At 38.0% G+C, this 22,604-nt stretch carries 19 protein-coding genes; 8 read left to right on the top strand and 11 right to left on the bottom strand.

Annotated elements, in window-relative coordinates:
* The 3 genes from IG80_RS15900 to IG80_RS0110715 all read left to right on the top strand — a co-directional run.
* Window positions 1-876 (top strand): hypothetical protein (locus IG80_RS15900; RefSeq protein ID WP_032114052.1); only part of this gene is annotated, 876 nt, incomplete at its 5' end.
* Between the two features lie 244 nt (window positions 877-1,120).
* A complete protein-coding gene (locus tag IG80_RS0110720) occupies window positions 1,121-1,504 on the top strand; it encodes a type II toxin-antitoxin system RelE/ParE family toxin (RefSeq protein WP_032114051.1) in 384 nt (127 codons plus the stop codon).
* Window positions 1,488-1,805 (top strand): helix-turn-helix domain-containing protein, encoded by a 318-nt coding sequence (locus tag IG80_RS0110715; protein WP_032114050.1) that lies wholly within the window; start codon window positions 1,488-1,490, stop codon window positions 1,803-1,805. Before IG80_RS0110720 ends, IG80_RS0110715 begins: the two co-directional genes overlap by 17 nt.
* A gap of 500 nt (window positions 1,806-2,305) precedes the next feature.
* Here IG80_RS0110715 and IG80_RS0110710 read toward each other — a convergent pair whose 3' ends face one another.
* From IG80_RS0110710 to traD, 4 genes are all read right to left on the bottom strand, one after another.
* Window positions 2,306-4,552 carry a hypothetical protein gene (locus tag IG80_RS0110710; RefSeq protein ID WP_032114049.1) on the bottom strand — a complete coding sequence of 749 codons (2,247 nt, stop codon included), beginning with the start codon at window positions 4,550-4,552 and terminating at the stop codon, window positions 2,306-2,308.
* A gap of 15 nt (window positions 4,553-4,567) precedes the next feature.
* Entirely contained in the window at window positions 4,568-5,575 is a 1,008-nt protein-coding gene (locus IG80_RS0110705; protein ID WP_032114048.1) for a hypothetical protein, read from the bottom strand.
* A complete protein-coding gene (locus IG80_RS0110700) occupies window positions 5,562-5,891 on the bottom strand; it encodes a hypothetical protein (RefSeq protein ID WP_032114047.1) in 330 nt (109 codons plus the stop codon). The genes IG80_RS0110705 and IG80_RS0110700 overlap by 14 nt, the downstream gene beginning before the upstream one ends.
* A gap of 478 nt (window positions 5,892-6,369) precedes the next feature.
* Complete coding sequence (gene traD, locus IG80_RS0110695; RefSeq protein WP_032114046.1) at window positions 6,370-8,157, bottom strand: type IV conjugative transfer system coupling protein TraD; 1,788 nt, start codon at window positions 8,155-8,157, stop codon at window positions 6,370-6,372.
* 75 nt (window positions 8,158-8,232) lie between these two features.
* Between traD and relB the strand changes: the two genes are divergently transcribed.
* From relB to IG80_RS0110680, 3 genes are all read left to right on the top strand, one after another.
* Complete coding sequence (gene relB, locus IG80_RS0110690; RefSeq protein WP_032114045.1) at window positions 8,233-8,460, top strand: type II toxin-antitoxin system RelB family antitoxin; 228 nt, start codon at window positions 8,233-8,235, stop codon at window positions 8,458-8,460.
* Window positions 8,441-8,608, top strand: a complete 168-nt coding sequence (locus IG80_RS15895; protein WP_198027375.1) for a type II toxin-antitoxin system RelE family toxin — start codon at window positions 8,441-8,443, stop codon at window positions 8,606-8,608. Before relB ends, IG80_RS15895 begins: the two co-directional genes overlap by 20 nt.
* A 162-nt stretch (window positions 8,609-8,770) precedes the next feature.
* Window positions 8,771-9,349 carry a hypothetical protein gene (locus IG80_RS0110680; RefSeq protein WP_032114044.1) on the top strand — a complete coding sequence of 193 codons (579 nt, stop codon included), beginning with the start codon at window positions 8,771-8,773 and terminating at the stop codon, window positions 9,347-9,349.
* Between the two features lie 37 nt (window positions 9,350-9,386).
* Here IG80_RS0110680 and IG80_RS0110675 read toward each other — a convergent pair whose 3' ends face one another.
* The 3 genes from IG80_RS0110675 to IG80_RS0110665 form a co-directional block, all read right to left on the bottom strand.
* Window positions 9,387-10,031 (bottom strand): hypothetical protein, encoded by a 645-nt coding sequence (locus IG80_RS0110675; RefSeq protein WP_032114043.1) that lies wholly within the window; start codon window positions 10,029-10,031, stop codon window positions 9,387-9,389.
* A 49-nt stretch (window positions 10,032-10,080) separates the two neighbouring features.
* Window positions 10,081-11,472 (bottom strand): conjugal transfer protein TraG N-terminal domain-containing protein, encoded by a 1,392-nt coding sequence (locus IG80_RS0110670; RefSeq protein WP_032114042.1) that lies wholly within the window; start codon window positions 11,470-11,472, stop codon window positions 10,081-10,083.
* A 92-nt stretch (window positions 11,473-11,564) separates the two neighbouring features.
* Window positions 11,565-14,573 (bottom strand): Tn3 family transposase, encoded by a 3,009-nt coding sequence (locus IG80_RS0110665; RefSeq protein WP_032114041.1) that lies wholly within the window; start codon window positions 14,571-14,573, stop codon window positions 11,565-11,567.
* A 76-nt stretch (window positions 14,574-14,649) separates the two neighbouring features.
* Here IG80_RS0110665 and IG80_RS0110660 point away from each other — a divergent pair, with 76 nt between their 5' ends.
* Window positions 14,650-15,942, top strand: a complete 1,293-nt coding sequence (locus tag IG80_RS0110660; RefSeq protein WP_156962189.1) for a tyrosine-type recombinase/integrase — start codon at window positions 14,650-14,652, stop codon at window positions 15,940-15,942.
* Window positions 15,943-16,361: 419 nt separating this feature from the next.
* Here IG80_RS0110660 and IG80_RS0110655 read toward each other — a convergent pair whose 3' ends face one another.
* Window positions 16,362-18,608, bottom strand: coding sequence for an F-box protein (locus IG80_RS0110655; RefSeq protein ID WP_032114040.1), 2,247 nt, complete (start codon window positions 18,606-18,608; stop codon window positions 16,362-16,364).
* Between the two features lie 572 nt (window positions 18,609-19,180).
* Complete coding sequence (locus IG80_RS0110650; RefSeq protein WP_032114039.1) at window positions 19,181-21,145, bottom strand: hypothetical protein; 1,965 nt, start codon at window positions 21,143-21,145, stop codon at window positions 19,181-19,183.
* 243 nt (window positions 21,146-21,388) lie between these two features.
* On the opposite strand from IG80_RS0110650, the gene IG80_RS0110645 reads away from it, so the two are divergent.
* On the top strand, window positions 21,389-21,826 hold the full coding sequence (locus IG80_RS0110645) for a Mu transposase domain-containing protein (protein ID WP_032114038.1): 438 nt from the start codon (window positions 21,389-21,391) through the stop codon (window positions 21,824-21,826).
* Here the strand turns inward: IG80_RS0110645 and IG80_RS0110640 are convergent.
* Both IG80_RS0110640 and IG80_RS0110635 read right to left on the bottom strand, forming a co-directional pair.
* A complete protein-coding gene (locus tag IG80_RS0110640) occupies window positions 21,796-22,023 on the bottom strand; it encodes an IS3 family transposase (protein ID WP_032114058.1) in 228 nt (75 codons plus the stop codon). The two genes, IG80_RS0110645 and IG80_RS0110640, sit on opposite strands and share 31 nt — an antisense overlap.
* Entirely contained in the window at window positions 22,020-22,328 is a 309-nt protein-coding gene (locus IG80_RS0110635) for a transposase (protein WP_032114037.1), read from the bottom strand. Before IG80_RS0110635 ends, IG80_RS0110640 begins: the two co-directional genes overlap by 4 nt.
* Between the last annotated feature and the right edge of the window lie 276 nt (window positions 22,329-22,604).

Raw genomic sequence — 22,604 nt, 5'->3', positions numbered from 1 at the left:
TCTGGAAAAGAAGGTCCAATTTTACAAAAAGAAGCGCAGGGGGTATCTCTTTCTTCTTCTCAAGAAAATAAAAGCGTTAACGCTTCAATTGAAGCAATTAAAGCTATTATAGAAAGAAATCCTCAGTATAACGCTGCTGAAGATATTGTTAACCGCGTTTATAAAACATATAGCGGCCTTAAAGATATTATTTCTAATGGTCCACCTTTATCTGAAAAAGATAATCTTCATTTATTGAAACAATGTGTCTATGCCACAGGAGAAGCACTCAATACGAGGAAAATGTGTAAGGATCCATCTTCTCATTCTTTAATTGATCGTGCACAGGCAGAAAAAAGTGCTTGGATGCAAGCTGTTGCAATAGAAAAAACAGACTCTTTAAGAATTCAGCTTCCTTATCAAAGTATCCAAGCAGCCACCGCTTTTCGTGAAAGTTGGAGTAACGCTGCCACTCAAGCTGCTTTTAATATCTCTCTTCCCAATCCAACGATGGATTCTACTTTCACCTCCATTATGGGGCAAGAAGCGATTCGATTAGTCAACCTGCTACCTAATCATCATGCACAGATAAAGGACTTCATTCACCAGCAAGCATCTCATATTGACTCCAATCAACAATCACTTGTAAAAGGTGCTACTGCATTAGCGGATATTAAAGGGGTAGAAACCGATCCAAAAAGTGAAAATATCATTGTTGCTGCTAAAACACTTCTTATCAAGGAAATGATCAAAGATCCTGCTAAAGACCCATCTTTTTCCGCTTCACCTTTTGTTGATAAAATAAACCTTGAAGCTAAGCAAGAGCAACAACGTCTCCAATTTATTGAACAGCGATCACTTCAACAACAGCAGCTACAAAATCAGAGAACTCTTTAGGAATAGCGTGTCGACCGCCATGGTATTTGACCCCTTAGATGAAAATCCGCCAAAGTTATTGGCCCCCCTTGGTGGTTGATAATAGTGAGAGTTTAGGCCAAGATATGACTTCTGACTCACTCACAGTAAGTGATAAAACAGCTTATGAGGAGTTTAAAAGTAGTATTCAACATTCCATCTTGAAATATAATACTAAGTGCTATATATTATGAGGTGAAAGCTACGCACAAATAGGAACAGAATATTGCGGGTATTTAAAACAAAGTGGTTTGAAAGATTCTCCCGCAAGAATGACATCAACAATTTGATGCTCCTTGAGGCCGTTGACCGTTCCGAAAGTGGATTGATTGATGCTGATCTTGGCCATGGAGTTATAAAACAACGAGTCGCACGGACAGGGCAGGGTCGATCAAAAGGCTATCGTACTATCATTATTATGAATCGTGGCGAAAAGTATTTCTTTGTCTATGGATTTCCCAAAAATGAGAGGGATAATTTACGCCAAGATGAGGAAGAGGAATTCAGAAATATGGCAGGATATCTGTTGTCTCTAGCAGACACTCAACTCTCTGAATTACTGGATAAAGGTGATTTTATGGAGGTAAAAATCGATGATAAAGAAATATAGAAGTGATGCCATGGCGGCTATCCATGAAACCATGGAATCATTAGATGAAATTGAAGCTATCGACAAGCAAACTATGAGGCGTTTTAATGAAGCATGTCTGACAACCGTTCGACCTCTAACGCCTGAAGAGATCCGTAATATTCGTGAAAAAGAACATGTTAGTCAGTCGGTATTTGCTCATTATCTTAATGTGACAACAGGATTAATAAGCAAATGGGAAAGGGGAGAAAAACATCCCGCTGGGGCTTCCCTTAAGCTTCTTTCCCTTGTCGATAAGAAAGGGTTATCAGCGATTGCGTAATTTTTGAGCTAGCGACTCGATTTTTACTGCCTCCAAAGTTCTCAAATATAGTAGAATAACCAACCTCTATTGCTAGGGACCAGTCCTCAAGGAACGGAGTGAGCTAGTTTCCCAGCACTCCGCTCGAGCCTTCATAAGGCTGAATGGTTTTCAACCCGGTCAGCTCAGTGTCGTAACTGAGTTTACAACGGCGTTGCTTTTCCCTCTTTACAAAGTATTCTTTGTAAAAAGGGTCAAAAGGGTAATTAAGTGCTGTGAAATTCACCGTATTCCACACCTTCAAGAATATTGTTCAGCTTCATCCCAGCCTAACAAACCGCCACCTGCTAGCTTTGTTGAATGCCTAGAGGACTGGCTCTGGAGTAATCTGGAGCTGGTTACTCAACTTGAGAGAAAAAGTGTCTGGCAGGAGAAAGTTGTTAATCTCAACTTGAGCCGACAGTAAATAGGCATAGCTCCAAAATGGGTAACTGTCAGATCAGGTCTTAACTTTTATATTTTTACGCTTTCCAGCCTTCCTCTGAGGCTCTCTCTCTTTCTCTTTTGCTATCTTTGCTGGGCGATTCAATCTTTTTCTTTTTCTTACCTTTCCAGCCTTCCTCTGAGGCTCTCTCTCTTTCTCTTTTGCTATCTTTGCTGGGCGATTCAATCTTTTTCTTTTTCTTACCTTTCCAGCCTTCCTCTGAGGCTTCCTCCCGTTCTCTTTTGTTTTCTTGAACAGAAGTTTCTAAATCTAAAATTTCTTTTCCTTTTACAAGAGTTTTGATTAAGTTTTCCATCATACGAAGAGGCTTAGTAGGTTTTCCTGATTCATCGGTTTGGGGTGAATAAGAAAATGAATCAAGGTCAAGATTACTATTCTGCTTTAATGCTGGTATGATCCAACTTTGGTTGACGGACGTAAGGTTGATTATCCTAATTTGGCTCCGGTTTGCCAAGGCATCATAAGTGCTTTCTATAGTTTTTTTTGAGTATTTACTCATATCAAGCGTTAAAACCCCATCTTCTTCTGAAGGTTTTTTAACCTCAGAAAGATAGATCTCTATTTCTTTTCCACTCTTTCTTCTTTTTTGCTCCTGTTTAACCTTATGGCCCGAACTTGATTGGGACTCAGATAATGTTTCCTTTTCAATATTTTCAATATTAATTTTATATTTTTCTCCAAGGCTAAATAAAAAATTCTCAAATTTTTTATAGCTATACCGCTTGTCTACAGAATAGTGGATGTGCTTACACCGTTCAGTAATGAGTTTATTAAGCCAAGCTGCTTTATGACTAGCTCCATAGAGAATCACAAAAGTTTCAACCTGAGAAATCTCTTGACCGCACTTGAGAAGGCGTTCTTTGCTAATATATCGCAAATCGATGTTAATCTTTTTTCTATCTTCTGAAACTGTAAATGATTTATTAATACGGTTTACCATACCAATCAAAAACAGACGATAGGAAATAGAATTTCTTGAACTTCCTTGGGAAACGTATGTTTCGGTTTTTTCTTGGTACTGTTGTTTAAGCAGGTTTCTTTTCTTAAATTCCTCTTTATCCTTACTATAAGGTCCCTCTGTTTTAGGCCATTTACCACCGTATTTTTCTTTTATAATTGTATTTATTTTCTCCCAAGGTTCTTCCATGTGTGTCAGTTCAACAAGCCACAAAGGATGGCCATAAAAAATTTTCGTGAAATCTTTATAAAAAGAATCTACAATAAAAGCCGTAGCACCAGGTAGATTTATAGACTCCTTCCCATTAGGCTCCCACTGGCGAAGGCTATCATAAACTGGGCCGGCTGCCATAGGCTCAGCCTGTGTTTTTACAAATTTTCCACCACCTAACAGTTTATTCTGCACCGCACAGTTTAGAGTTCTCATACTTATATCGAGATCATAAGCGTATTTATGGCGTGTATTATAATAGGCATAATTATGTGGTCCCTCATATTGAGATTGCGACTGACCTTTGTAGACTGGAGCTTCTTTTGTTTCCTTATCTAATTTTAAAATTTTAGACACGTAACCATGGATATCAGTAACCCTTTTCCCTATAAGTTCTTGGCCTTTTTGAGATGAAATGGCCTTTAACTCTTCAAAGACTGTCTGCTCTAGCTTAGCTATGGGGCTTCCTTCCAATTTAGGGAGTACGCTAAGATAGAACAGTTTTAATGCATCTTTAATTTTTGCTGGATATTCTTTTCTATTTGGAAACCCGCCTTTAAGCCATTTTGTGATATCTTTTTTTGAGGCTGATTTAACTGTTTCAATTAATCCCGTAAATATGCATTGTTCTCCTGTCTCAGCATCTCTTACAGCAGAAATCTTTTTGGCTTGTTTATCAATATCCTCCACATAATCGCAGGCCATTTCTACTCCCCGCATTGCTGCCATAAGCATTAAATCTGCGGCTTGATAAATATCTTTCTTTATATGCTGGGATTCTATGAGATGTTCGGAGTCAAGAAGGATCAGAGCATATTTTGGCATTGAGTATGAATGTCTTGCTATTGCAGCTTTTTTAAGAAACCCCTCAGCCTCACTAGCTTCTCTCTCTTCCCAATGAAAAAAACCTTCATTAGCTGCCTCCAACGTCTCCTCATCATAGTCGCTGATGTTACCTAATTCCAAATCTAAGAAAGTCCTCTGTAAGTCACCATAAGCCAAGTCTTCAGAATCACAATCTGACGCTATTCCAGAAAATCTGGAAAAGGATAAGCCGACAAATATGAGGAGTAAAAATAAAATTCTATAATTCATAAGGGTCAAACTCCTCTAAATAATAGTGTGGGCAATGAGTGGAAACTCATGATCAAATGGCTGTCGTCCCTCGAAAGTACCCATAAAATTAATTCTACATCCGCCATCAAACCCAATTTTTTGTCGAGTTGTTGAAATGTCTTCTTTTAGTTTTTCTCTGAGACTTTTAGAGTCATTTGTAGATTTGAGATCATCAACATACTTTTCATAAGCCGAAGCCAAAAAATGTATTTTTAAAGGAATTTTAGCTTTTTGCTGAAGATCTTTTAAAAACCCCTGTCCCCATTCAGACTCCCGAAAAATTCGATCTGCGCAATGAAGACATACACTTTTGGTTGAAGCCATGTTAACAACCATGACAATCTCCCTTGAAGGGGGATGATCCTTGATTATTTTTATGATTTTTTGTTGAAAAAGGTCAGAGGTCAAATATCTAAGCACCCCTTGTTCTGTATGAAGAAAATGCTGATTAAAGTGTTGCATATCTCCTTTTTTCTCATAATTTTGTTCCGCTCTTCTTAAACTATTCTTGAGATATTCATGCCTTTCTTTAATTAAATAGCCGTGATTTTCTAGGCAAAAACCATCAATAATTTGAGGTAATAGAAATGGTACTTTTTGTTTTGCAGGTAGATTTCTTTTGTCAGCAGGTAAAAAGTCATCTAGAAACTTAAAGGAAACTCCAGGAATTTTACTATTCAGGACCTGTCTGTTTTTGGAACCTGGCCACCCTGAAACCCATATTTCTTTATCATCTTCCACCTGCAGCAGTTCTGCTTGGTCTGTTCCATTATTTATAAAAAATAAATTGATCATATGTAGCAAAAGGTTACTTTTACTTTCAACTCCTTGAAATTCTAAGGCCTTTCTTACCTTAGGTGTATATTCTTTTAATCGTTCTATAGCATTGACATGCCATGGACTAAAATCATGCCCATAAATTTTTAACTCTCTGCATATTCCTCGGCTATCCGGCAAAGTATTACATAAAGGCCCATTTTCTTTAAGACTATAGAGGTGCATTTTCTTTAAGACTATAGAGGTGTTCTTTTATAGCAGATGGATCTTCTTCACTTTCTGACCCTACACCTTCGCTATCCTTGGTTAAGAGAGGTACACTTTGGGAATCTTGTCCTTGGGATTGGCCATCATCTTCCTTCTCGTTTCCTTTAGGACTAACTAAAAATGGAGGTGATAAAGAAGAAACCAAATCATCCTTTTTTTCACTTGCCTTAATAGAATCATCTGCTGCCATAACAGAAACATCTGCAGTAATTAGTATTATTGTTAACCAATAATAGGATAATTTTACACACTTTAATTTATTAGCTAGCGACATTCAGGATCCTTGGTTTTAATTGTTAAGTTTTTTGTAAATCGACCCCCCTCACTAATGCTTAAGGAATCTATATTAATTTACTGAATCCCAGCATTATAAGCAGAAGATATTCAGTGGAGATAAATTAAATCATTTATTTTCCTTTGCCAGTAATGTTGTAAAAGAAGCAAGGCAATCATATTAAAAACGTTTTTAGCAAAAATGGCCTAACTTTTCAGTAAATTTGACTTTTAATAATTATTTAAACCCACAACGTTTTCTCAAAAATTAAAAAAAATAGCTGTTTTTACTTTCAAAAATGGAGGTAAAAATTCAGAAATCTTTCACCTCCATTTGCTCAGGATTTACAAGTTGTTGGGTATTTATAGTTAATTCAGGGCAATTGCATGGTGCGCCAGGAGAAGCCCGATGTATCTAGCTGGTGAGAATCCAGCCTTGGCAAGGGGATAGCCCACCCATATATGTTAAAATGTAAAAGTTAAAATTCACAAACTTCCGCCATTTCTTCTTTATGAGGCTTAATATTTACCTGTTTAGCTAATGCAGTTCTTTCCACTACGTGTGGCTTTTCTACAAAGGCCACATTTTTATTTTCAATGTTTTTATAAGAAAAGGTAATACGAGTCACTGGATAATCTTCTGGTAATTTAATATAGGCGCTAAGGTCGGGAATTGACATGAATTCTGTATAAGGAATAACAGCTTTACTCTTCTGTTGCTCATTAATAGAAACACCATCTCGCATTTGATGAGCCCCAAAGGAAATACCTTCACTGCTTTCCTTTATTTCATGATCTCCCACTGTTTTGGAAATCCACTGCGCTGTATCAGAGTCAGGCGTTCTAAAAAATACTTTTGTGTTATATAAGCTCGACATGGTCTTTCGAACTTCATGACCATAAAGCTTATCAATCTGACTAATATTTTGAAGGCCAGCCACAATACAGCCACCATACTTACGTATCTCCGCCAAGGCTTTAGGTAAAGCTTCTACTTTATTAAGAGAAGGCTTCTCATCAATAATAAACCAGACTCGGCGATCCTGGTCAGGGCGCAATCCCATCAATGAATTAATTGCTATATTTAATTGAGTGGTTAAGAGAGGCCTTAATGTTTCTCTTTGATCTGGCATTGCTGTCAAAAAGAGCCATCCGGTCTGCTTTTCATCTTGTATCCATTTGCGAATCGAAAAAGGGGAAGAGGATTCTTCTTGAAGGAAGAGACAGCGAATATAAGTCGCTAAATTGACGCGGATTGAAGCTGCAGTTTTATCTCCCGCTTTATCTACTAAAGAAGCAGCAGGTGTTCCCGCATAAAAGTTTTGTATTTCAGATAAAGGTTGGTTAATCGCATAATCTACCAAGGACTTTAAAGAGGGATTCTCTGTCCGCTTTAATTTTTTTAACGTTTCAACAAATAATGTTCGTGCTGCATCAGACCAAAAAGGATCATGAAGAGCCTGAGGTACAAGGCTTGCTGCTAGTTCATCAGCGTGGATATCATTTTCGCATTCCCTCCATATATCCCAAGCTTGTGTACGGGCATCGAAAGGATTTAAAATGATATCTGTTCTAGAATTGTAAAACTTTTCAACAAACACACCGGTGGTATCGACAATCACGGCTTTTTGCTTCCTTTTTCGAATTTGAGGGAGAAGGTGGTTAAAGGTATTGGTTTTACCAGAACCAATTGTTCCGACAAGCAAGATATGTTTTGTCTCACTATCCTTTAACAAAGGCATCTTATCTAAATAAATATCCGATATCTTATTTTTCTGACGCATAATCTTAATAACGTCATTCATCGAGGCTTCCCTAGATCCTGACAGGATTTCCTTCTTCATGCGCGCTTTCCCTCGCCATACCCAAAACCCCATAAAGCCTAGAAAAGTGGTCAAAAATACAATAGCTGACAAAAAGAAGTTATATATTAGCATATCTTCTATATAACCGATTTGATCTTTCATCCAACGATCATTTAAAATATCAACGGACCTTACTTTTTGTTTTTTACCATCTTCATACACAAATATCTGCGTACGCTTATTGATATCTCCAAAAGGAAGACTTGTTTTTAATTGAGCAACCAAATAGGTCAACGTAATTTGCCGCTGATAAGGAGCATGATCTTGCCAGGTTTTAAAACAGAAGAAGAATAAACTGATTAGCAGAGTTGTCCCAAAGGTGACACTCAACACTTGACGGATCATTCTAAGGTTATGGAGGGTTACTTGTCCTCCTTGGGTAAAGTTTTTTGTTAGGCTCATTGGGTGATTTCTTCCTTTTTACTTGTAAAACAACGTTAAACAATTGTATAATGTATTATACAATAGGGGGTAACTATGTTGGGTGTAAGAATTTCAAAAGAATTAGACGATCGGTTAAAAAATCTAGCTGATAAAACAAATCGCAGTAAAAGCTACTATGTGAAAATGGCGATTGAGCAATTGCTGGAGAATCAGGAAGATTATCTTGTTGCCCTTGCTGCTTACGAAAAAAAGGGAAAGCGTTACTCTGCCAAGGATGTTGAAAAGATACTTGGGTTAAAAGATGACCATTTGGAGTCTTGAATTTAAAGAGGGCGCCTTTAAGGAACTTCAGAAACTGGATAAGCCTATTCAAAGGAAGATTTTTGATTACTTGCAAAATCTGGTGGTTGATTCTGGAGATCCTCGACTGTTTGGAAAGCCCCTTAAAGGAAATCTTCATGAATTTTGAAGTTATCGTATAGGGGATTTTAGGGCAATTTGCTCTCTTGAAGATGAAATTTATACTGTTCTTGCCGTTCGTATTGCTCATAGGCAAGAAGTTTACGGCTGAATTTATAGGGTTTTTTTCAAAAAATACTATGTTACACTGCAAGCAGAAAGGACTCATCCAATGACACAAGAGGGACAACCAATTACTGACAATCTTACAACACGACGCCCCTTCTTTTATCGGGATAAACGCGTTCTTTTGAGTTTTATGATCAGTCTGCCTATTGCTTATTTTGGTGATTTGTTTGCAGCGGTGTTTATGCACTTGGCAACGGGTATCTTGATAGATTGCTGGTTCTTTGAGTATAAAAAAGTCAAGGAATCTGATGTTACACCCCAAGGTTGGTTGGATAAAGTTTGTATCACCAGCGAACAACTTGACAATTATTCCACCACCTTTATGTGGCTGAGACATGGAGCGTTTTTCGTATCTTGTATGGCTGTTCTGGCAGACACTTTCCTTGAGTTTGGTATTAGTTTTGCCGTAACTTTTGGAGCTGCTTATTACAGCTTCAGATTTATTTCTGGTTTTTACCTTGCCCATAAGAAAATAATGTACCCATGGATGGGTGCAAAATTGAAAAATGTTTCTTCTTCTCCCTCTCCTTTTAAAAATGGTATGGATTTGACAGATCCAGCTAATCCTATAGGATTTTTTAATCCTTCTTCTAGCAGATATGTTTTTAAATGGGATAATTAATCTGCTGCCTAAAATGAAATTATGAAATATTTTCATTTTACCACCTTTTAACTACTTTTGTGGTTAAACCCTTTTTCTTGCTTTCTTCAAATTCTTTCTCATTTTCATCTTTAGATTTTTGAATCCCTTCTTTACCTGTAGCGATTTTACTGCCGTTTTTCTTCAACTCTTGCTGCGTTTTAACGGCCTCATCAAATAGCTTTGTATTGAAAGAGTTCTCTTGTTGATTAAGTTGCTTTGATTGAGAATCAATACGCTGCTCAATCTTTTCTCCCTGCGGGGTAAACTTTTCAATTTTGTTTTGAGAATCCCTATGATGTTGAGTGATATCTTGAGGAGAAACCATTCTTCCCATTTTTATACCCTGTTGCCGATCTTGTAAGAAATGACCTGCTTCTTGCTGATAGCCTTTTGAGTTTTGAACTTGCCACTGAGCAGCTGCGGCTTGGTCTCCTCCAAATTTCTTATCTGCAACGTATTTAAGAACGTCATCGTTAATGTTACTGTTAGATGAAATACTTTTCTGGCGTTGCTCAGACGCTTGTTGGCTCAATTGTTTAGAATAATTCATAGCAGCAGAAGCTTGGTCACTAGAAGATTTCGACTGATTAAAACTACTTTGAGCTTGATCGAGTTTTTGGAGTTGAGAGGAGTTGCCAACACTTCCTTTATGATCCTCCAAGTATTGCAATCCATGGCTAAAGTTTTCTGCAAAATCCTTTCCAACATTATTACTTTTTTGCTTTTGAGAGCAGTTCTTTATCTCCTCCCTCTGTTATCCAACTTCCCTGCGCTCCTAAAGCAGCAGATAGAGAAGCAAAAGTTCCATTTTTACCTACTCCTACTCCAGCACCTGCATCCATTCCTGCTTTTGTTAAAATTTGAACCGATTTACCCAAGTCAATATTGTTATTTTTCGCAAAATCCTGTGCAGTTTTCATTGCTTGACTGAAGGATCGTTGTGCTTGCCCTGACTCAGTATTACCAATGGTATCGGTCCAACTCTTATTATCTGCAAAAGTATTGCCCACCGACACCAAATCACTGAGTCCCATCTGGAATTGGGTTTGTGCCATCTGGGTTTGTTGGAAGCTGGAGTTTTGCATCATAGCGCTTTGCATGCCTAACATCGTACTAACGGCGTCATTTTGAGAAACGTTGGTTCCAAGATTTGTTTGATGCTCTTGCATCGTGACTTGTCCGCCGGGACCGTAAAGAGTGGCAAGTTTCCCGTCATCTACTCGTGAGCCAAAATTAAGAGAGGGCCCCAACTGTTGCTGGGCCATTTGCGTATTGGCAATTGACCTTGTATGCAGACTTTGCGTATCAAAAGATACATTCCCATCCACTGTTTCTGACCCTGCTTTGGCAGCAAAAGACTCTCCACTTTGGGTGAATGACGACGCCATTTGCGAGAAGGCATAGCCGCCACCCCAAAGCAATGTCCACGCCAAAAATGGGACGGAGAGCTGCAACCCAATCACCGTGAGGTAAGCTGTATGGGCAATATCGGCCATTCCACTTTGCGTCAGAAGAGTTAGTCCCTCACCATACCCAATAGTTTTTGTGGCCATGGCACGAACAGCAAACATCTGACCAATACAATTTAGCATGGCAAATAAAGCCGGCCATGTCGCTAGATACAACATAACCTTTACCCATTGAACCAACAAAAGAGTACCTCGAGGTAAAAATGTCATCGGCGCCATCATTGAAAAATAGATCAAAGCTAACGCAAAGATGATCGTATGAAAGACGGGTACCAAAGTCCCAGACATCACCGCCTTGACCAGGAAAGAACTGTCTTGATGTGCAATCCCACGCGCGGCATTTAGATGGGCCATTTCAATCTCAGACCTGCCCAATCCCAATTCATCCCTTTTGTCCTGAAGCGCTTCTCTATAGGAGTTGAGCATCAACTCTTGCTGGATCAAAGCAGCGGCATCACTTGATCCTTTGGCAAGTTTTCCCCAAGCATCTCCAAAGTATTGATTAAGTCTTTGCGTTGCTTCTTCAGAATTAGCTGAGCTTCCAAACAGACTTTGGGATAAGGCAGCCATCCCATTATTAACTTCAATACCAATTACTTGGGGTTGTGCATTGGAATGACGGATAAGTGACAAACTCGTCTGTAATATGTTGATTATAATAGTTAATGTGACGATGAAGAATTTCTAGAGAATTTTCTAATTTACTGATTTTTAATAATAAATTCTTAATATTTTTCAACAAAACCTGCACTCTTTCTCCAGTCCCATTGCCGCAACCAATTTTCTATCCACTCAACGTTGGATTGCGTGTAAAATTGGTAATAACCAAGCAAGTTGACGTGCACCCAAGCTGTAGGGGATAAGCTTGCTAAAAATCTCTTTTCTTCTTCATCTTTAGAGTTCACATAGAGGCTATTCAGGATATACGCATTATAATAATGGATGACTGCTGCAATAAGTCGCGTACATTGATGCCAGACCTCCATTTCAATCTCGGTCTTTCCTCTGAGTTCACCATTGTTCAGAATAGAAATAGCCCGATACAAGCCATTATACTGCTCTCCTCGGTTTAGGGCATAGAGGATTGCGCGCCTAAACTCTGGATCGTGAAGATAGGTAAGGAGAAACTCAGACCTGACCAGATGGCTGTACTGCACAATGGCTCTTTTTGTTTTGCTGACATAATCTTTGGAGCAGAATTTTCTGATGATTGAGCTGGGTGCCGCTTCTCCTGTGAGGAGAGAAGCACTAAATCTTTGTATGTTGTCCCACTCCTCCCTCACAAGATTTTCCTCCACAAATTTTGTTGGCTTGATAAGCATCCCCTCGTAATCCTTGGGACTTCCAAACCCCCAGAAAGTTTCTCGATGGGGTTTGGGGATTCTTGGTGCAAAAGTCATGTCCATTAAATCAAAAAGGGCAAAGTTGATGGCGTTCAAACCGTGCTTATCGGTAGAAAGATGGGTTGGTTTGATTTCTGATGTATTTTGGTGATGGACCATTTCAAAGGCATGATGTCCCTCGTAATCGTGACAACCAATCAAGCGGCTTGAAATGGAGAGCCAATTAACGATTTCGTTATAAGCAGAAACGCCAGTACCATCACCAAAATATTTACTTGAATGGCGTGCCATCTTATTTCTGATGCTTGTTTCTAGCTTGAGGCCATCAAGGCTTCCATGCAGAAGGCCCAGGATGTACCATTCTTTGTATATAGGAAGCTTTGAGACAGAATTATTAATCTTATCAATGGCTGGGAAAAGGGTTTCTAGCCGGACGTAAGAGTCTTCAGCGGTGAGCAGGGCCGATTCCTTCAAATCAGACATGTTGGCCATTTTTCTAGGACCCACTCGAATAGCATTTGAAAGAACGACAGCGCCTATGAGCAGGGGGTCTTGCTCAGTTTTAGCTGATTTGGGAAGGATAGGATCAAAGGCGCGGCAGAATTGTGTTTTGTGGTTTACAAACTGCATAATATCAACAATGCTGCGTTGTTGCAAAAGAGCAAACAAGCTGTCGTTTGGGTCTGAGTAGAGTTCCAGAGGATTCAGACGCCACACTCGATTCCCGTTCTTGTCATTCTTTATTTTTACATATGTGTTCTCCACATTTTCTACAGAATCGTTAACCGTTTTATAAAGCGCTGTAAGGTTTGTGTTCTTAATATCTAACGTTGCTTGAATAGGGGTGAGGAGTTTTGAGTAATCAAGTTGCTTTAAGATGGTCTTTTTCTCCCGGGTCCATCTCTTATCATCGTAAAGCTCATCTTCCACCTTTTTGTGTTTGATGCTGTATTGTAAGGTCAGTTTATTTGTGCCCAGATGATAAACCATTTGCATGTAAAGGAAGAATTCGAGACGATTAAAGATGATCTTATCGTTCTCTATCAAATGCTTACGATATTGCTTTCCGATCCAGGTTTGAACGGAGGGAGGGCAGGGACCCTCAGGAACGGACCTTGCGAGCAGATGACTTTTAACATACGCAATGTTTTCTTTTAAGGCATCATTGTTGGTGACGACAAAATCAATCCCCAGAAAAAGTTTTCTCAGGTTGAGTTTGATGAAATCTTCAATGCTATCAATATATTTCCAAAAACAGAGGTCCTTGTTGAGACTTTCATCAACTAGAAGTTGGGCTGCTGGTAAGAGTTGATCTTCTGGGATATATTCAAAAAATGCTTTCTTAGGAATTGTTGGGTAGGGGTGGTTTTTAATGGTAATCAAAATTTCACTGGCACGTTCACGGGCTTCTTGGATTAAATCCAGTTGCTTTAGGGCTTCGGCTTTGGCGGAATCTGTTGCTTTCTTTTTGTATTCAAGCGCTCGCTTTTTAAAAGCTTCTAAAAGGTTGTCGTTAAGGGCCTGGTACCGGGTAAAGGTATAACAGAGAAGATAAAGTCCAATGGCATGAGGATTGAGTTTCTTTAAGCTTGGACCATCATAATAATTGATAAGGTTCGCATAATAGGCGATTGTTGTTGTCGGTAAACCAAGCTGGGGTAGGACAGTTTTAGCAATGTTAAAGATTTCTTTCAGTTGCGTATGTTTGCTCAATTCCTTCCACAGGTCATGGGTGTTAAATCCCTTCATATCCTGTTTGATACTAATGATCCGGTAATGTTCATCCGTCTTATAAAGTAGGGAGAATATCGTTTTGCGTTGATTTTTATTCGTATACCGAAGATAAGATTGAACAATACGCTTCTTTTCATAGTTCCATACACTGCTGATAATGTCTTGCAGCGTTGTGTATCCTGGGATAGCAATGCGGTTCTTTACCAAGGAATTTAGAAGCTCTTTGCAAAGCTGGCGTTGCCTTGGATGGGATACGGCTGATTTGTGCAGCTCATTCTTTATCTTACTCCCAATCTCACGTGTAAATCGCTGATAACCACACAAAGCAAGCACTTTATTTTGAGCTCTAATTTTGTTATAAACACTCGGGAGTGCTCTTGGTGATAAACTTTGTGGAAAATACCGTTCCATTACATGCTGCCTTTCGGTGGTAACGTTTTGGTAGTTAAAATCCACTAAAGTCTGTTTGATTTTAAAAAACACCAAACAAATAGCAAAATAAACAGCCTCCTTGGTGCCTTTAAAGTCCTTTAACGCCTTACTTTCTTCCTCGTTAAAGGTGAAGTATTCTTGGCGTTCGATGTCACCCAGAAGGGGGATACCGTAAATGTCGAGGAGTTCTGCTGGTGCCAAAAGGCGAGGGATTTTGTTGGCCATGAGATTACTTTTTTGTTGTTGTTCTCATAAAAAACGAGTAAGTTTGATTACTAGGTTATGAAGATGTGTCGTTTAAATGTCAAGAAACTCCTATATTCCAATACCTGTTTTTGATACCCTTGAAGAAGTCATTGATCAATATAAAACAATTTATGCCGATGACAATCCTCATCAAATCATTAGTCAATGGCTGGATCATTGTTTTGCTCATACTAAAGTGACTTTGCCACCATTTGCTGTTAAAGATTATCAAATGGCTTTGAATTTCTTATACAGCTATCGTGGAAGTACAGATACATTTGGAGCTTACAGACGGGATTTGGAGCGTCTTCTTCAGTGGAGCTGGTTTGTGTGTCAACAATCCTTCTTAAAGAATAAGCGTGAAGATATTGAGTCTTTTATTGAGTTTTGTTTGAAACCACCCAAGCGGTGGATAAGCCTTAAAAAGGTTGCACGATTTAAAAAAGATAAGAGTGAGAAAGTCCCCAACCCAGAATGGCGTCCTTTTGAAGCCCATGTCAGCAAAAAGGACCATAAAGTCGGAATTACACCCGATAAAAACAAATACAAATTCTCTCAATCTGCCCTAAAGGTCATGTTTAATATCTTGAGCAGTTTCTATAACTTTCTTTTGCAAGAGCAAGTGGTTCAAGTTAATCCATTTGTTTTAATCCGGCAGAAAAGTAAGTTCCTGCAAAGAGAAGCCAAAACTCAAGTTATTCGACGTCTCTCGAATGAACAATGGGAAACGGTCATCAATGTTGCTAAAGATAAGGCGGCTCAAAACCCTTCTCACGAAAGAACCGTTTTTATTCTTTCTTGTCTGTTTGGTATGTATTTGCGCATCTCAGAACTTGCTGCAAGTTCACGATGGACCCCAACAATGGGTGACTTTTTTAAAGACGCCGAAGGTCATTGGTGGTTTAAAACAATAGGGAAAGGCAATAAAGCCAGACAAATTGCCGTGAGTGATGCCATGCTTAATGCTTTAAAACGCTATCGTGAAAATTACATGAAACTCTCTCCCCTTCCCTCTCTTAACGAAAAGACTCCCCTAATATCTCATCTCAAAAATTCAAACAAACCAATTACAAATGATGGACCTATTCGAAATCTGGTGCAACAATGCTTTGATCAAGCGACAGATTTGCTAGAATCTGAGGGTAAACAAGAAGAGGCTGAGGGACTTCGTATTGCCACAGTGCACTGGTTACGGCATACGGGCATATCAGAAGATGTCAAACGTCGCCCCAGGGAACATGTTCGTGATGACGCCGGTCATAGCTCAGGGGCTATTACTGATCGTTATATTGATGTGGAACTCAGAGAAAGAGCCAGGTCTGCAAAAGATAAAACGATATCTCTATGAGGGTCTTTGCCAGAGCTAAAAAAGCAAGCCAGTTTTGTTGAAAAATTATCAAATTTTATTTAATAAAATCAATAAATTAGAAAATTCTCCAGAAATTCTTCCTCGTCATTATATCTATTAAAATCAATATACTACAGCTGAGTTTGTCAAATATCCGTCATTCCGACGCGGGACACCAATCTCTGCGGCCTTCAGATATTCAAGAAGACATTGAATCCTTTAAACTTACCACTGGCAGTTAGGATCTGGTTGTTAATTAATAAAAAATAGACATACTAATTGGATTAAAAATATGCAAAATACCTTGTTGCTACTTACACAAAGGTCCTGACAGAGCCAGTTTTCAAACCTGGCAGCCCTTTGGGCTGCTCATAACGGTCAAGCCCTCAGCTAAGCTAGTGTATTATGACTTTTCTGAATCAAATAATAACTTGTATGTCAAAAGGCAACAGAATTGCTATAGCATAAATAATTTGTTCAAGTTGATCTCCATTCTGACATTTAGCAGGAATTTTCTTCTTTAGTTCAGAGGCAACATGATCGCGCGTATCATTGTCTGAAATATTAACCAAAGCTCTAATAATTTTCTTAACTTGAAATCCATCCTGGCATTTATCAAGGATTTTTTTATCTAATAACTTAACAACACGATCGCGCGTATCATTGTCTGAAATACCAGCCAAAACTCTAATGATTTTCTTAACTTGAAATCCATCCTGGCATTTTTTAAGGATTTTGCTATTTCCTTTTAACCACTTCATAACATGCTGGCGTTTATCGTTGTCTGAAATATCAGCCAAAACTCTAATAATTTTCTTAACTTGAAATCCATCTTGGCATTTATCTAAACATTTATCATAGAATAGCTTTACAACATGTTGGCGAATATCTTTATCTCCAATCTTAGCTAAGGAGTTGATAATTCTCCCAACTTGGTATCCATCGAAATGGTTATCAAGGAATCTTTTCTTTAATAACTTAACAACATGCTGGCGTTTATCACTATCTTGAATCTTGCCTAAAGAATTAATAACTTTCTCAACTTGGTATCCATCCTGGCATTTACCAAAAATCTCTCCTTTTGAGAGGTTTATAACTTCTTTTATTATACCTGAATTTATATTAGCTAAAGTTTTAATAATCATTTCTGCTTGAGCCCAATCTTGGCATTTATTAAGGATTTCTTGGTTTAGAGATGCCATTAATAGCTCACGTTTATATTTATTTTTAATTTCAGCGAGCGTATTGAGAGTTTTGCTAGGCTGGCTTCCATTCTGACATAAACAATAAATTTTTTCGTTTAGAAATTTACTAACTGTATTACGCTCCATAGGTGCTTGAATTTTAAGATAACCATCAATAATCTCTTTAATTTGGTATCCATTCTGGCATTTATTTATTGTTTTTAATAGAAGCCTAGAGATTTGCCAAAAATTCTGATTCTTTTTTCCAGTAGGGAGCTCTTCCTCTTTGATTCTAAAAAAACTCATTATAGCTTCTTTTAGCTGATTTTCATCTTGGCATAAAGGAATTATAAAAGCATTTAAAAGCGAGGCAAAGTGGGGGAGGATCTCACCTGGAATACTAGTCAAGCCTCTAATAACTCCATTAACCTCAGCATCTGTTGAGAAATGTTCAAAAATAGCTTTTACAAAATTCTCCTCTCCATCAACTTCCAATAAGGGAAGAAAAATATTTATATTATCCGATAAAAGTTTTTTAGCGCTATGTTTTTCTATTAACTCTGTTTTAATGAAATCATCCCATAAAGATTCTTGTGTACGAATCTGTACAGAAGCGGACAAGCCCCTATCTTCTAATTCTTTTTTCGCTAGCTCTACATTCTTTTTAGGGATCGTTAATGTAATCTTTAATTTGTCGCAGATTGGGAGGAAGCCGACTTGTAGATCAGAGACAAATACATGGCCAGAAAGTTCAGTAGGTTTAGAAGGTAAAAAGGAATAAATTTCCTTTAAAGTAGGTGCCCATCCATATAAGCAAAGATTTCTCCCATCAAGTAATTCAGGCTTCCATATAAAAGCGGCAAATATTTGTTGCAAAGACAGAGAGGGGTATGGAACATACTTATTTATTAAGTTTTTTATGTGAGTGTTTATAAGACGGCAGTTTAATATATCGCGAGATTCTGGAATAAATTCTAATATGTGTACGATTGTTTCTGAAGGTAGTGCATCAAAGTTGACAACAGGATTTATAGGATCTTCTTTTTTAACTGTTCGGGCCTTCTTAGATTTAATACCATTTTTTAACGAATTATCTTTTATACTTTTACGCTTACCACTCTCCATCTGGTTATCTTCATCCCTCGAGGCACGCAGTTTTTTATTCCTTAATTGAAGCTCCTGCTCTTTTGGACTGTCATCATATAATCTTTTTTTAGAAGGTTTAGGATTTAAAGAAATTTGAGCTGAAGATGAAGAAGAGCTTGATATACCGCTCTTTTTCTCTACCTGGTTTAAGACTTCTTCTCGCATATTGCAAGGAATGTCCTGAAGGATTGCATTTATTGTCTCTTCCGTAGAAGCTTCATTAAGCATATTTACATATATATCAGGATCTAACCCAAGGCCTATTTGAGGCAAAATTTGGGTTGATTTCTTAGGAATAGAATGCTCATACTCTTCATTTGAGCTGCTTTTTTGCATTCCATAAGCGCATAATGTTTGAAGATGAAAGAAAATAACTACACCTAATAATATTAGTTTTCTTATTATTAAAATTGATAAATATTTTTTTGTTTCATAAAGACCTCCCTGACTATTATTTTGTCAGTTAATTTTTGTTATGATAATAATATAATTTTATTTTCCAACCTAATGGTATAAACTCTCATCTTCAGATAGGAAAGACTTCAGTCATCTATTGAAATCGCAAATGCCTATTAAGACCAAAAAATTCATCAATTATTATCCTGGTAAGCAGAGATAGCACTGTTGCATTTAGAAAGAAGTTGAAGATAATAGCTATAAAAGGTTTTTAGGTAATAAGTGAGTTAAGATGATCAAGCCATTAAACTTACGAATTTAAAAATTATTCTTCATCCTAAAAACTCACAGCTTATGAAACCTGCTACGTGCTATTATCCTTCCTTAGCTCCTTCATGTAACGGACCCCATGTATCTACGAATGAGTCCCCATGTAGTTAAGGGCAGTAATTCCCCCTAATGCCTACACTTCTTTCTAGTACTTGTTTTCTTTTCTAAGTTAACCTTAAGTATTAATTAACTTGTTGATTGTTAAAATAAGCCTCCATGTTATCCAACTCATTTAAGCAATAACCTATACGTTCTTGTTCACTTTTATCCACAGAAGGTAGAAGCTCCTTATATAGTACTCTAGCTTTGTTAATATCTTGCGGTAGTATCCCTTTACCAGAATGATACCATTCCGCTGCTTCAGTTACTTCCTCAACAGATTCACTTCCATTGATCATATTCTCAATTTTCTTTCTCAACTGTTCAACTTTTTCCTGAAGTTGTTCTGTATCTGTTGCTCGTTCTTTCCTTTTAAGCTGGTAAAAAAAATAATCTCCAATATCTTTCAATTCTTCTAGGCTGGCCTCTTTTTCACAATCTCCAAGCATGCCTTCGAAAAAATTTTGTTTCTCTAAATTATAGATTTTCGGGATGCCATATAATTCTAAAAGACGAATAATGTCTGCGACATTAGGAAATTGGGTGACAGTTTCTTCAATACGCTTAAGCCATTGTTTAGCGCGTTCAAGATTATAAAGGCTTTGTCCACGCTCAAGTTCTTTTTGGCGCTGCCGAACTCGTTCTAAAGCAAGCTCTCTTGGGTCATTTTCTGATTTTTTATTTGTAGAACGTGATGTAAGGTATTCCAAGCTTGTAACATAGCCTATTAAATTTAAAGGTTCTTTATGGTCTTCAAGGTATTTTTGTTCTTCATCTTCGTAAGCTTGCCGATAAGCTTTGCCTCTTTCTGTGTTCTGCTTATCTGTAGCCTTATCTAAGGCGTAATATTTCATGTTACTAGTAAAGGTTCTAACAAGTTGTGCTTTATGTTCAACGCCCCGATATTCAAGATGGGCAGCTTGTTCCATATGATAAATAGCTTGAAGACGACGTAAAGCAGCTTTGGCAGGGGTTGGAATATCTTTATCCTCTAAGACATCAAATCTTCCTGACAGAGAGCGGTATCCCTTATAGGCATGATTGCCTACAGCGCGTATATGTCCATCTGAATCACCTAGGGTAATCAATGTGTTTGATAAAGTTTGGGAGGAAATTTCAAAATAATCCATCCATCCTTTATAGTTAAGGGATTTTCTTTTTTCCCTAACAACTTGTTCCTTAAGTTTTTCATAGGAGATGAAATTGGGAAAATAAAACGTTCTTTCTGGTGAATGATTTTTGAAAATGGTAAAAACAAACCCTATAGGCAGGTAACATTGCTTACCATCTTTAAAAGTATATAGAAATGCTGGATCACGATCATATACACTCACCTCTTTATAAGATCCCTCTCCATACTTACGCACTGCATGATTAACTATATGGTTGCGTATTTGTTGGTTATAAAATCTGTTTTGAGGGATAAAGTTTAGAGGATCTGTACTTGAGTTCCTTCCATTTGCAATGACAGTATCTGCTTGGTCGATACCATGGCCTGCATCGAAATCAATATTTTCATCATACACTTTAAAAGAAAAGCCTGAAAAAGGGTGTTTACGTCCACCTTTATAGGTATTCTTAAGGGTTTGCGTAAAAGTTTCTCGATGATCCTCACCATCTGTGGCAACATAGCTAGCTTTGGTAGCGCTTAGGCCATAATCAGTTACTTTTAAAGAATTTGGTTGATGTTTATAGCGAGTAAGCTTTGCTTTTCCTTCCTTAGGGGTAATAACATAGGCGCTTTGACCAACTGCAAGAGGCCTTTCATCTAATCCTAAAGAAGTAAAAGCTTGTGTAACAACTCTGTGATCACAAGTGGTATTGTGCCCATCAAATAAGATTTGTTGCTCCCCCCATTTTTGTTGCTGAGCCTTCTCTAAAGCCTCTTGTTCATTCCAATCATAAGTCTCGACATGATATAATTGATGTGAAACTCTAGTATGTAATTTTTCTTGTTTTTTATCATGTTCGTTGCCTACTTCTTCATGAGCTTGTGCGAGAGGAATGTTTACAAAAAGATTAAGTAATAACGCGTAAATTATTTTCATTATTTTGCTTTCCTAATAAAAATTTTTATCCCGTTTATAAACTATCAAAAAATTCTAATTTTGTTAGTTCGCTAAATATACTTAAGATGAATACTTAAGTAAAAACTGCGTATTACAAATATGTAGTAAGTTTTAGATTTTTATCTAAAATACTTACTATGATCTTGACCCGGTTCTGTCGCATCTGTGAGGGAAGATTAAAATCCCTGTGGTACCTTATGTTCCTTTATGTAGATAGACACCATGTGGCAAGAAGTGAAAGTCCATCGGGATCAACATGTGGTGCTTAAAGGTTCTTACTATTCTGTCCCAACACCGTATATTGGCCAGACACTGTGGTTAAGAACCACCCAACGAATGGTGGAAATTTATGAGGACACTCAAAAGATCAAGAGCCATATCCGTGCCACAAACCGTGGTCAGTGGATAACAGATCCACAAGACTATCCTATGCATAAGCAAGATTTCTTAACCAAGGATAAAGATTATTGTGTCCAACAAGCCCAACAAATTGGACCTTTTACTACTCAGCTTCTGGAAAAGGTCTTAAAAGCCCCTACTATGATTGGCCAGAGAAAGGCACAGGCCATTTTAAGATTAGCTCTCAAGTATGGGAACAATCGACTAGAATCTGCCTGCCAACGTCTCTATCATTGGACGTGCTTGCGGCCTACACGATAGCCGCTGCGAATTAGATGACGCGCCATTTGGCGAGAACCATAATAGGGCGTTTTCAAAAACTGCTCATCAATCAGCCGCATGAGCGTTAGGTTCAAAGGATTTTCCCCTTTGGACTCATAATACCACCCAGAACGACTGATACTTAAAAGCCGACATTGGCGCACAAGGCTTAAGTTTTTATTTGCGGGGTTAATCATTTCTTGCCTCCGATGATTCCCAATCGTTTGGAGACTTTCTCTAAAAAATCCCGTTCCACCGTTAATTGGCCGATCTTGGCATGGAGTTCTTTGATTTGGTCTGCGTGACCATTTTCCTGAACTACCTGTTTTCCTGAAAAACTTGCTACCATTCCGGCTAAGGCTTCTTTTTTCCATCGATGAATCACAGTGGCATGCACGCCAAACCGGGAAGACAATTCTGTAATTGTCGCATCTTCACGAATGGCTGCCAAGGCAACTTGGGCTTTAAATTCGGCGCTATGGTGTTTTCTTATTCCACTCATTTTCTAGTCCTTTTTTACTCGGGACTATAGCTTAACATCCTGTCCGAATTCTAGGGTCCACCTCTGGCTTCACACCATCATTATGCCAAATAAGGGGAGAGAAACGTCGTCCGATTTATTCCTTCTAAACAACTTGACGATGTCACGTAATGAAGTTACATAAGATAACCAAGGGCGCTTTTTAACCTTTCAATATTCTCAAAAATTATCTATTAGAATAATGTTTCTTTACCACCCTTTTCTAATAATAATATCTCTTTTTACTTTCCAAGAAAG

The sequence above is a fragment of the Candidatus Paracaedibacter symbiosus genome (assembly GCF_000757605.1).
Classification (GTDB): Bacteria; Pseudomonadota; Alphaproteobacteria; order Paracaedibacterales; family Paracaedibacteraceae; genus Paracaedibacter_A; species Paracaedibacter_A symbiosus.
This window is presented reverse-complemented; position numbering and strand designations above follow the sequence as displayed.

What these genes read in the sequence shown, in the direction of transcription:
- IG80_RS0110710 (WP_032114049.1), bottom strand. Translation starts at nt 4,552, where the DNA reads ATGAATTATAGAATTTTATTTTTACTCCTCATATTTGTCGGCTTATCC.
- IG80_RS0110660 (WP_156962189.1), top strand. Translation starts at nt 14,650, where the DNA reads ATGTCAAGAAACTCCTATATTCCAATACCTGTTTTTGATACCCTTGAA.
- IG80_RS0110650 (WP_032114039.1), bottom strand. Translation starts at nt 21,145, where the DNA reads ATGAAAATAATTTACGCGTTATTACTTAATCTTTTTGTAAACATTCCT.
- IG80_RS0110705 (WP_032114048.1), bottom strand. Translation starts at nt 5,575, where the DNA reads ATGCACCTCTATAGTCTTAAAGAAAATGGGCCTTTATGTAATACTTTG.
- IG80_RS0110715 (WP_032114050.1), top strand. Translation starts at nt 1,488, where the DNA reads ATGATAAAGAAATATAGAAGTGATGCCATGGCGGCTATCCATGAAACC.
- relB (WP_032114045.1), top strand. Translation starts at nt 8,233, where the DNA reads ATGTTGGGTGTAAGAATTTCAAAAGAATTAGACGATCGGTTAAAAAAT.
- IG80_RS0110635 (WP_032114037.1), bottom strand. Translation starts at nt 22,328, where the DNA reads ATGAGTGGAATAAGAAAACACCATAGCGCCGAATTTAAAGCCCAAGTT.
- IG80_RS0110655 (WP_032114040.1), bottom strand. Translation starts at nt 18,608, where the DNA reads ATGCAAAAAAGCAGCTCAAATGAAGAGTATGAGCATTCTATTCCTAAG.
- traD (WP_032114046.1), bottom strand. Translation starts at nt 8,157, where the DNA reads ATGAGCCTAACAAAAAACTTTACCCAAGGAGGACAAGTAACCCTCCAT.
- IG80_RS0110640 (WP_032114058.1), bottom strand. Translation starts at nt 22,023, where the DNA reads ATGATTAACCCCGCAAATAAAAACTTAAGCCTTGTGCGCCAATGTCGG.
- IG80_RS0110645 (WP_032114038.1), top strand. Translation starts at nt 21,389, where the DNA reads ATGTGGCAAGAAGTGAAAGTCCATCGGGATCAACATGTGGTGCTTAAA.
- IG80_RS0110665 (WP_032114041.1), bottom strand. Translation starts at nt 14,573, where the DNA reads ATGGCCAACAAAATCCCTCGCCTTTTGGCACCAGCAGAACTCCTCGAC.
- IG80_RS0110700 (WP_032114047.1), bottom strand. Translation starts at nt 5,891, where the DNA reads ATGTCGCTAGCTAATAAATTAAAGTGTGTAAAATTATCCTATTATTGG.
- IG80_RS15895 (WP_198027375.1), top strand. Translation starts at nt 8,441, where the DNA reads ATGACCATTTGGAGTCTTGAATTTAAAGAGGGCGCCTTTAAGGAACTT.
- IG80_RS0110680 (WP_032114044.1), top strand. Translation starts at nt 8,771, where the DNA reads ATGACACAAGAGGGACAACCAATTACTGACAATCTTACAACACGACGC.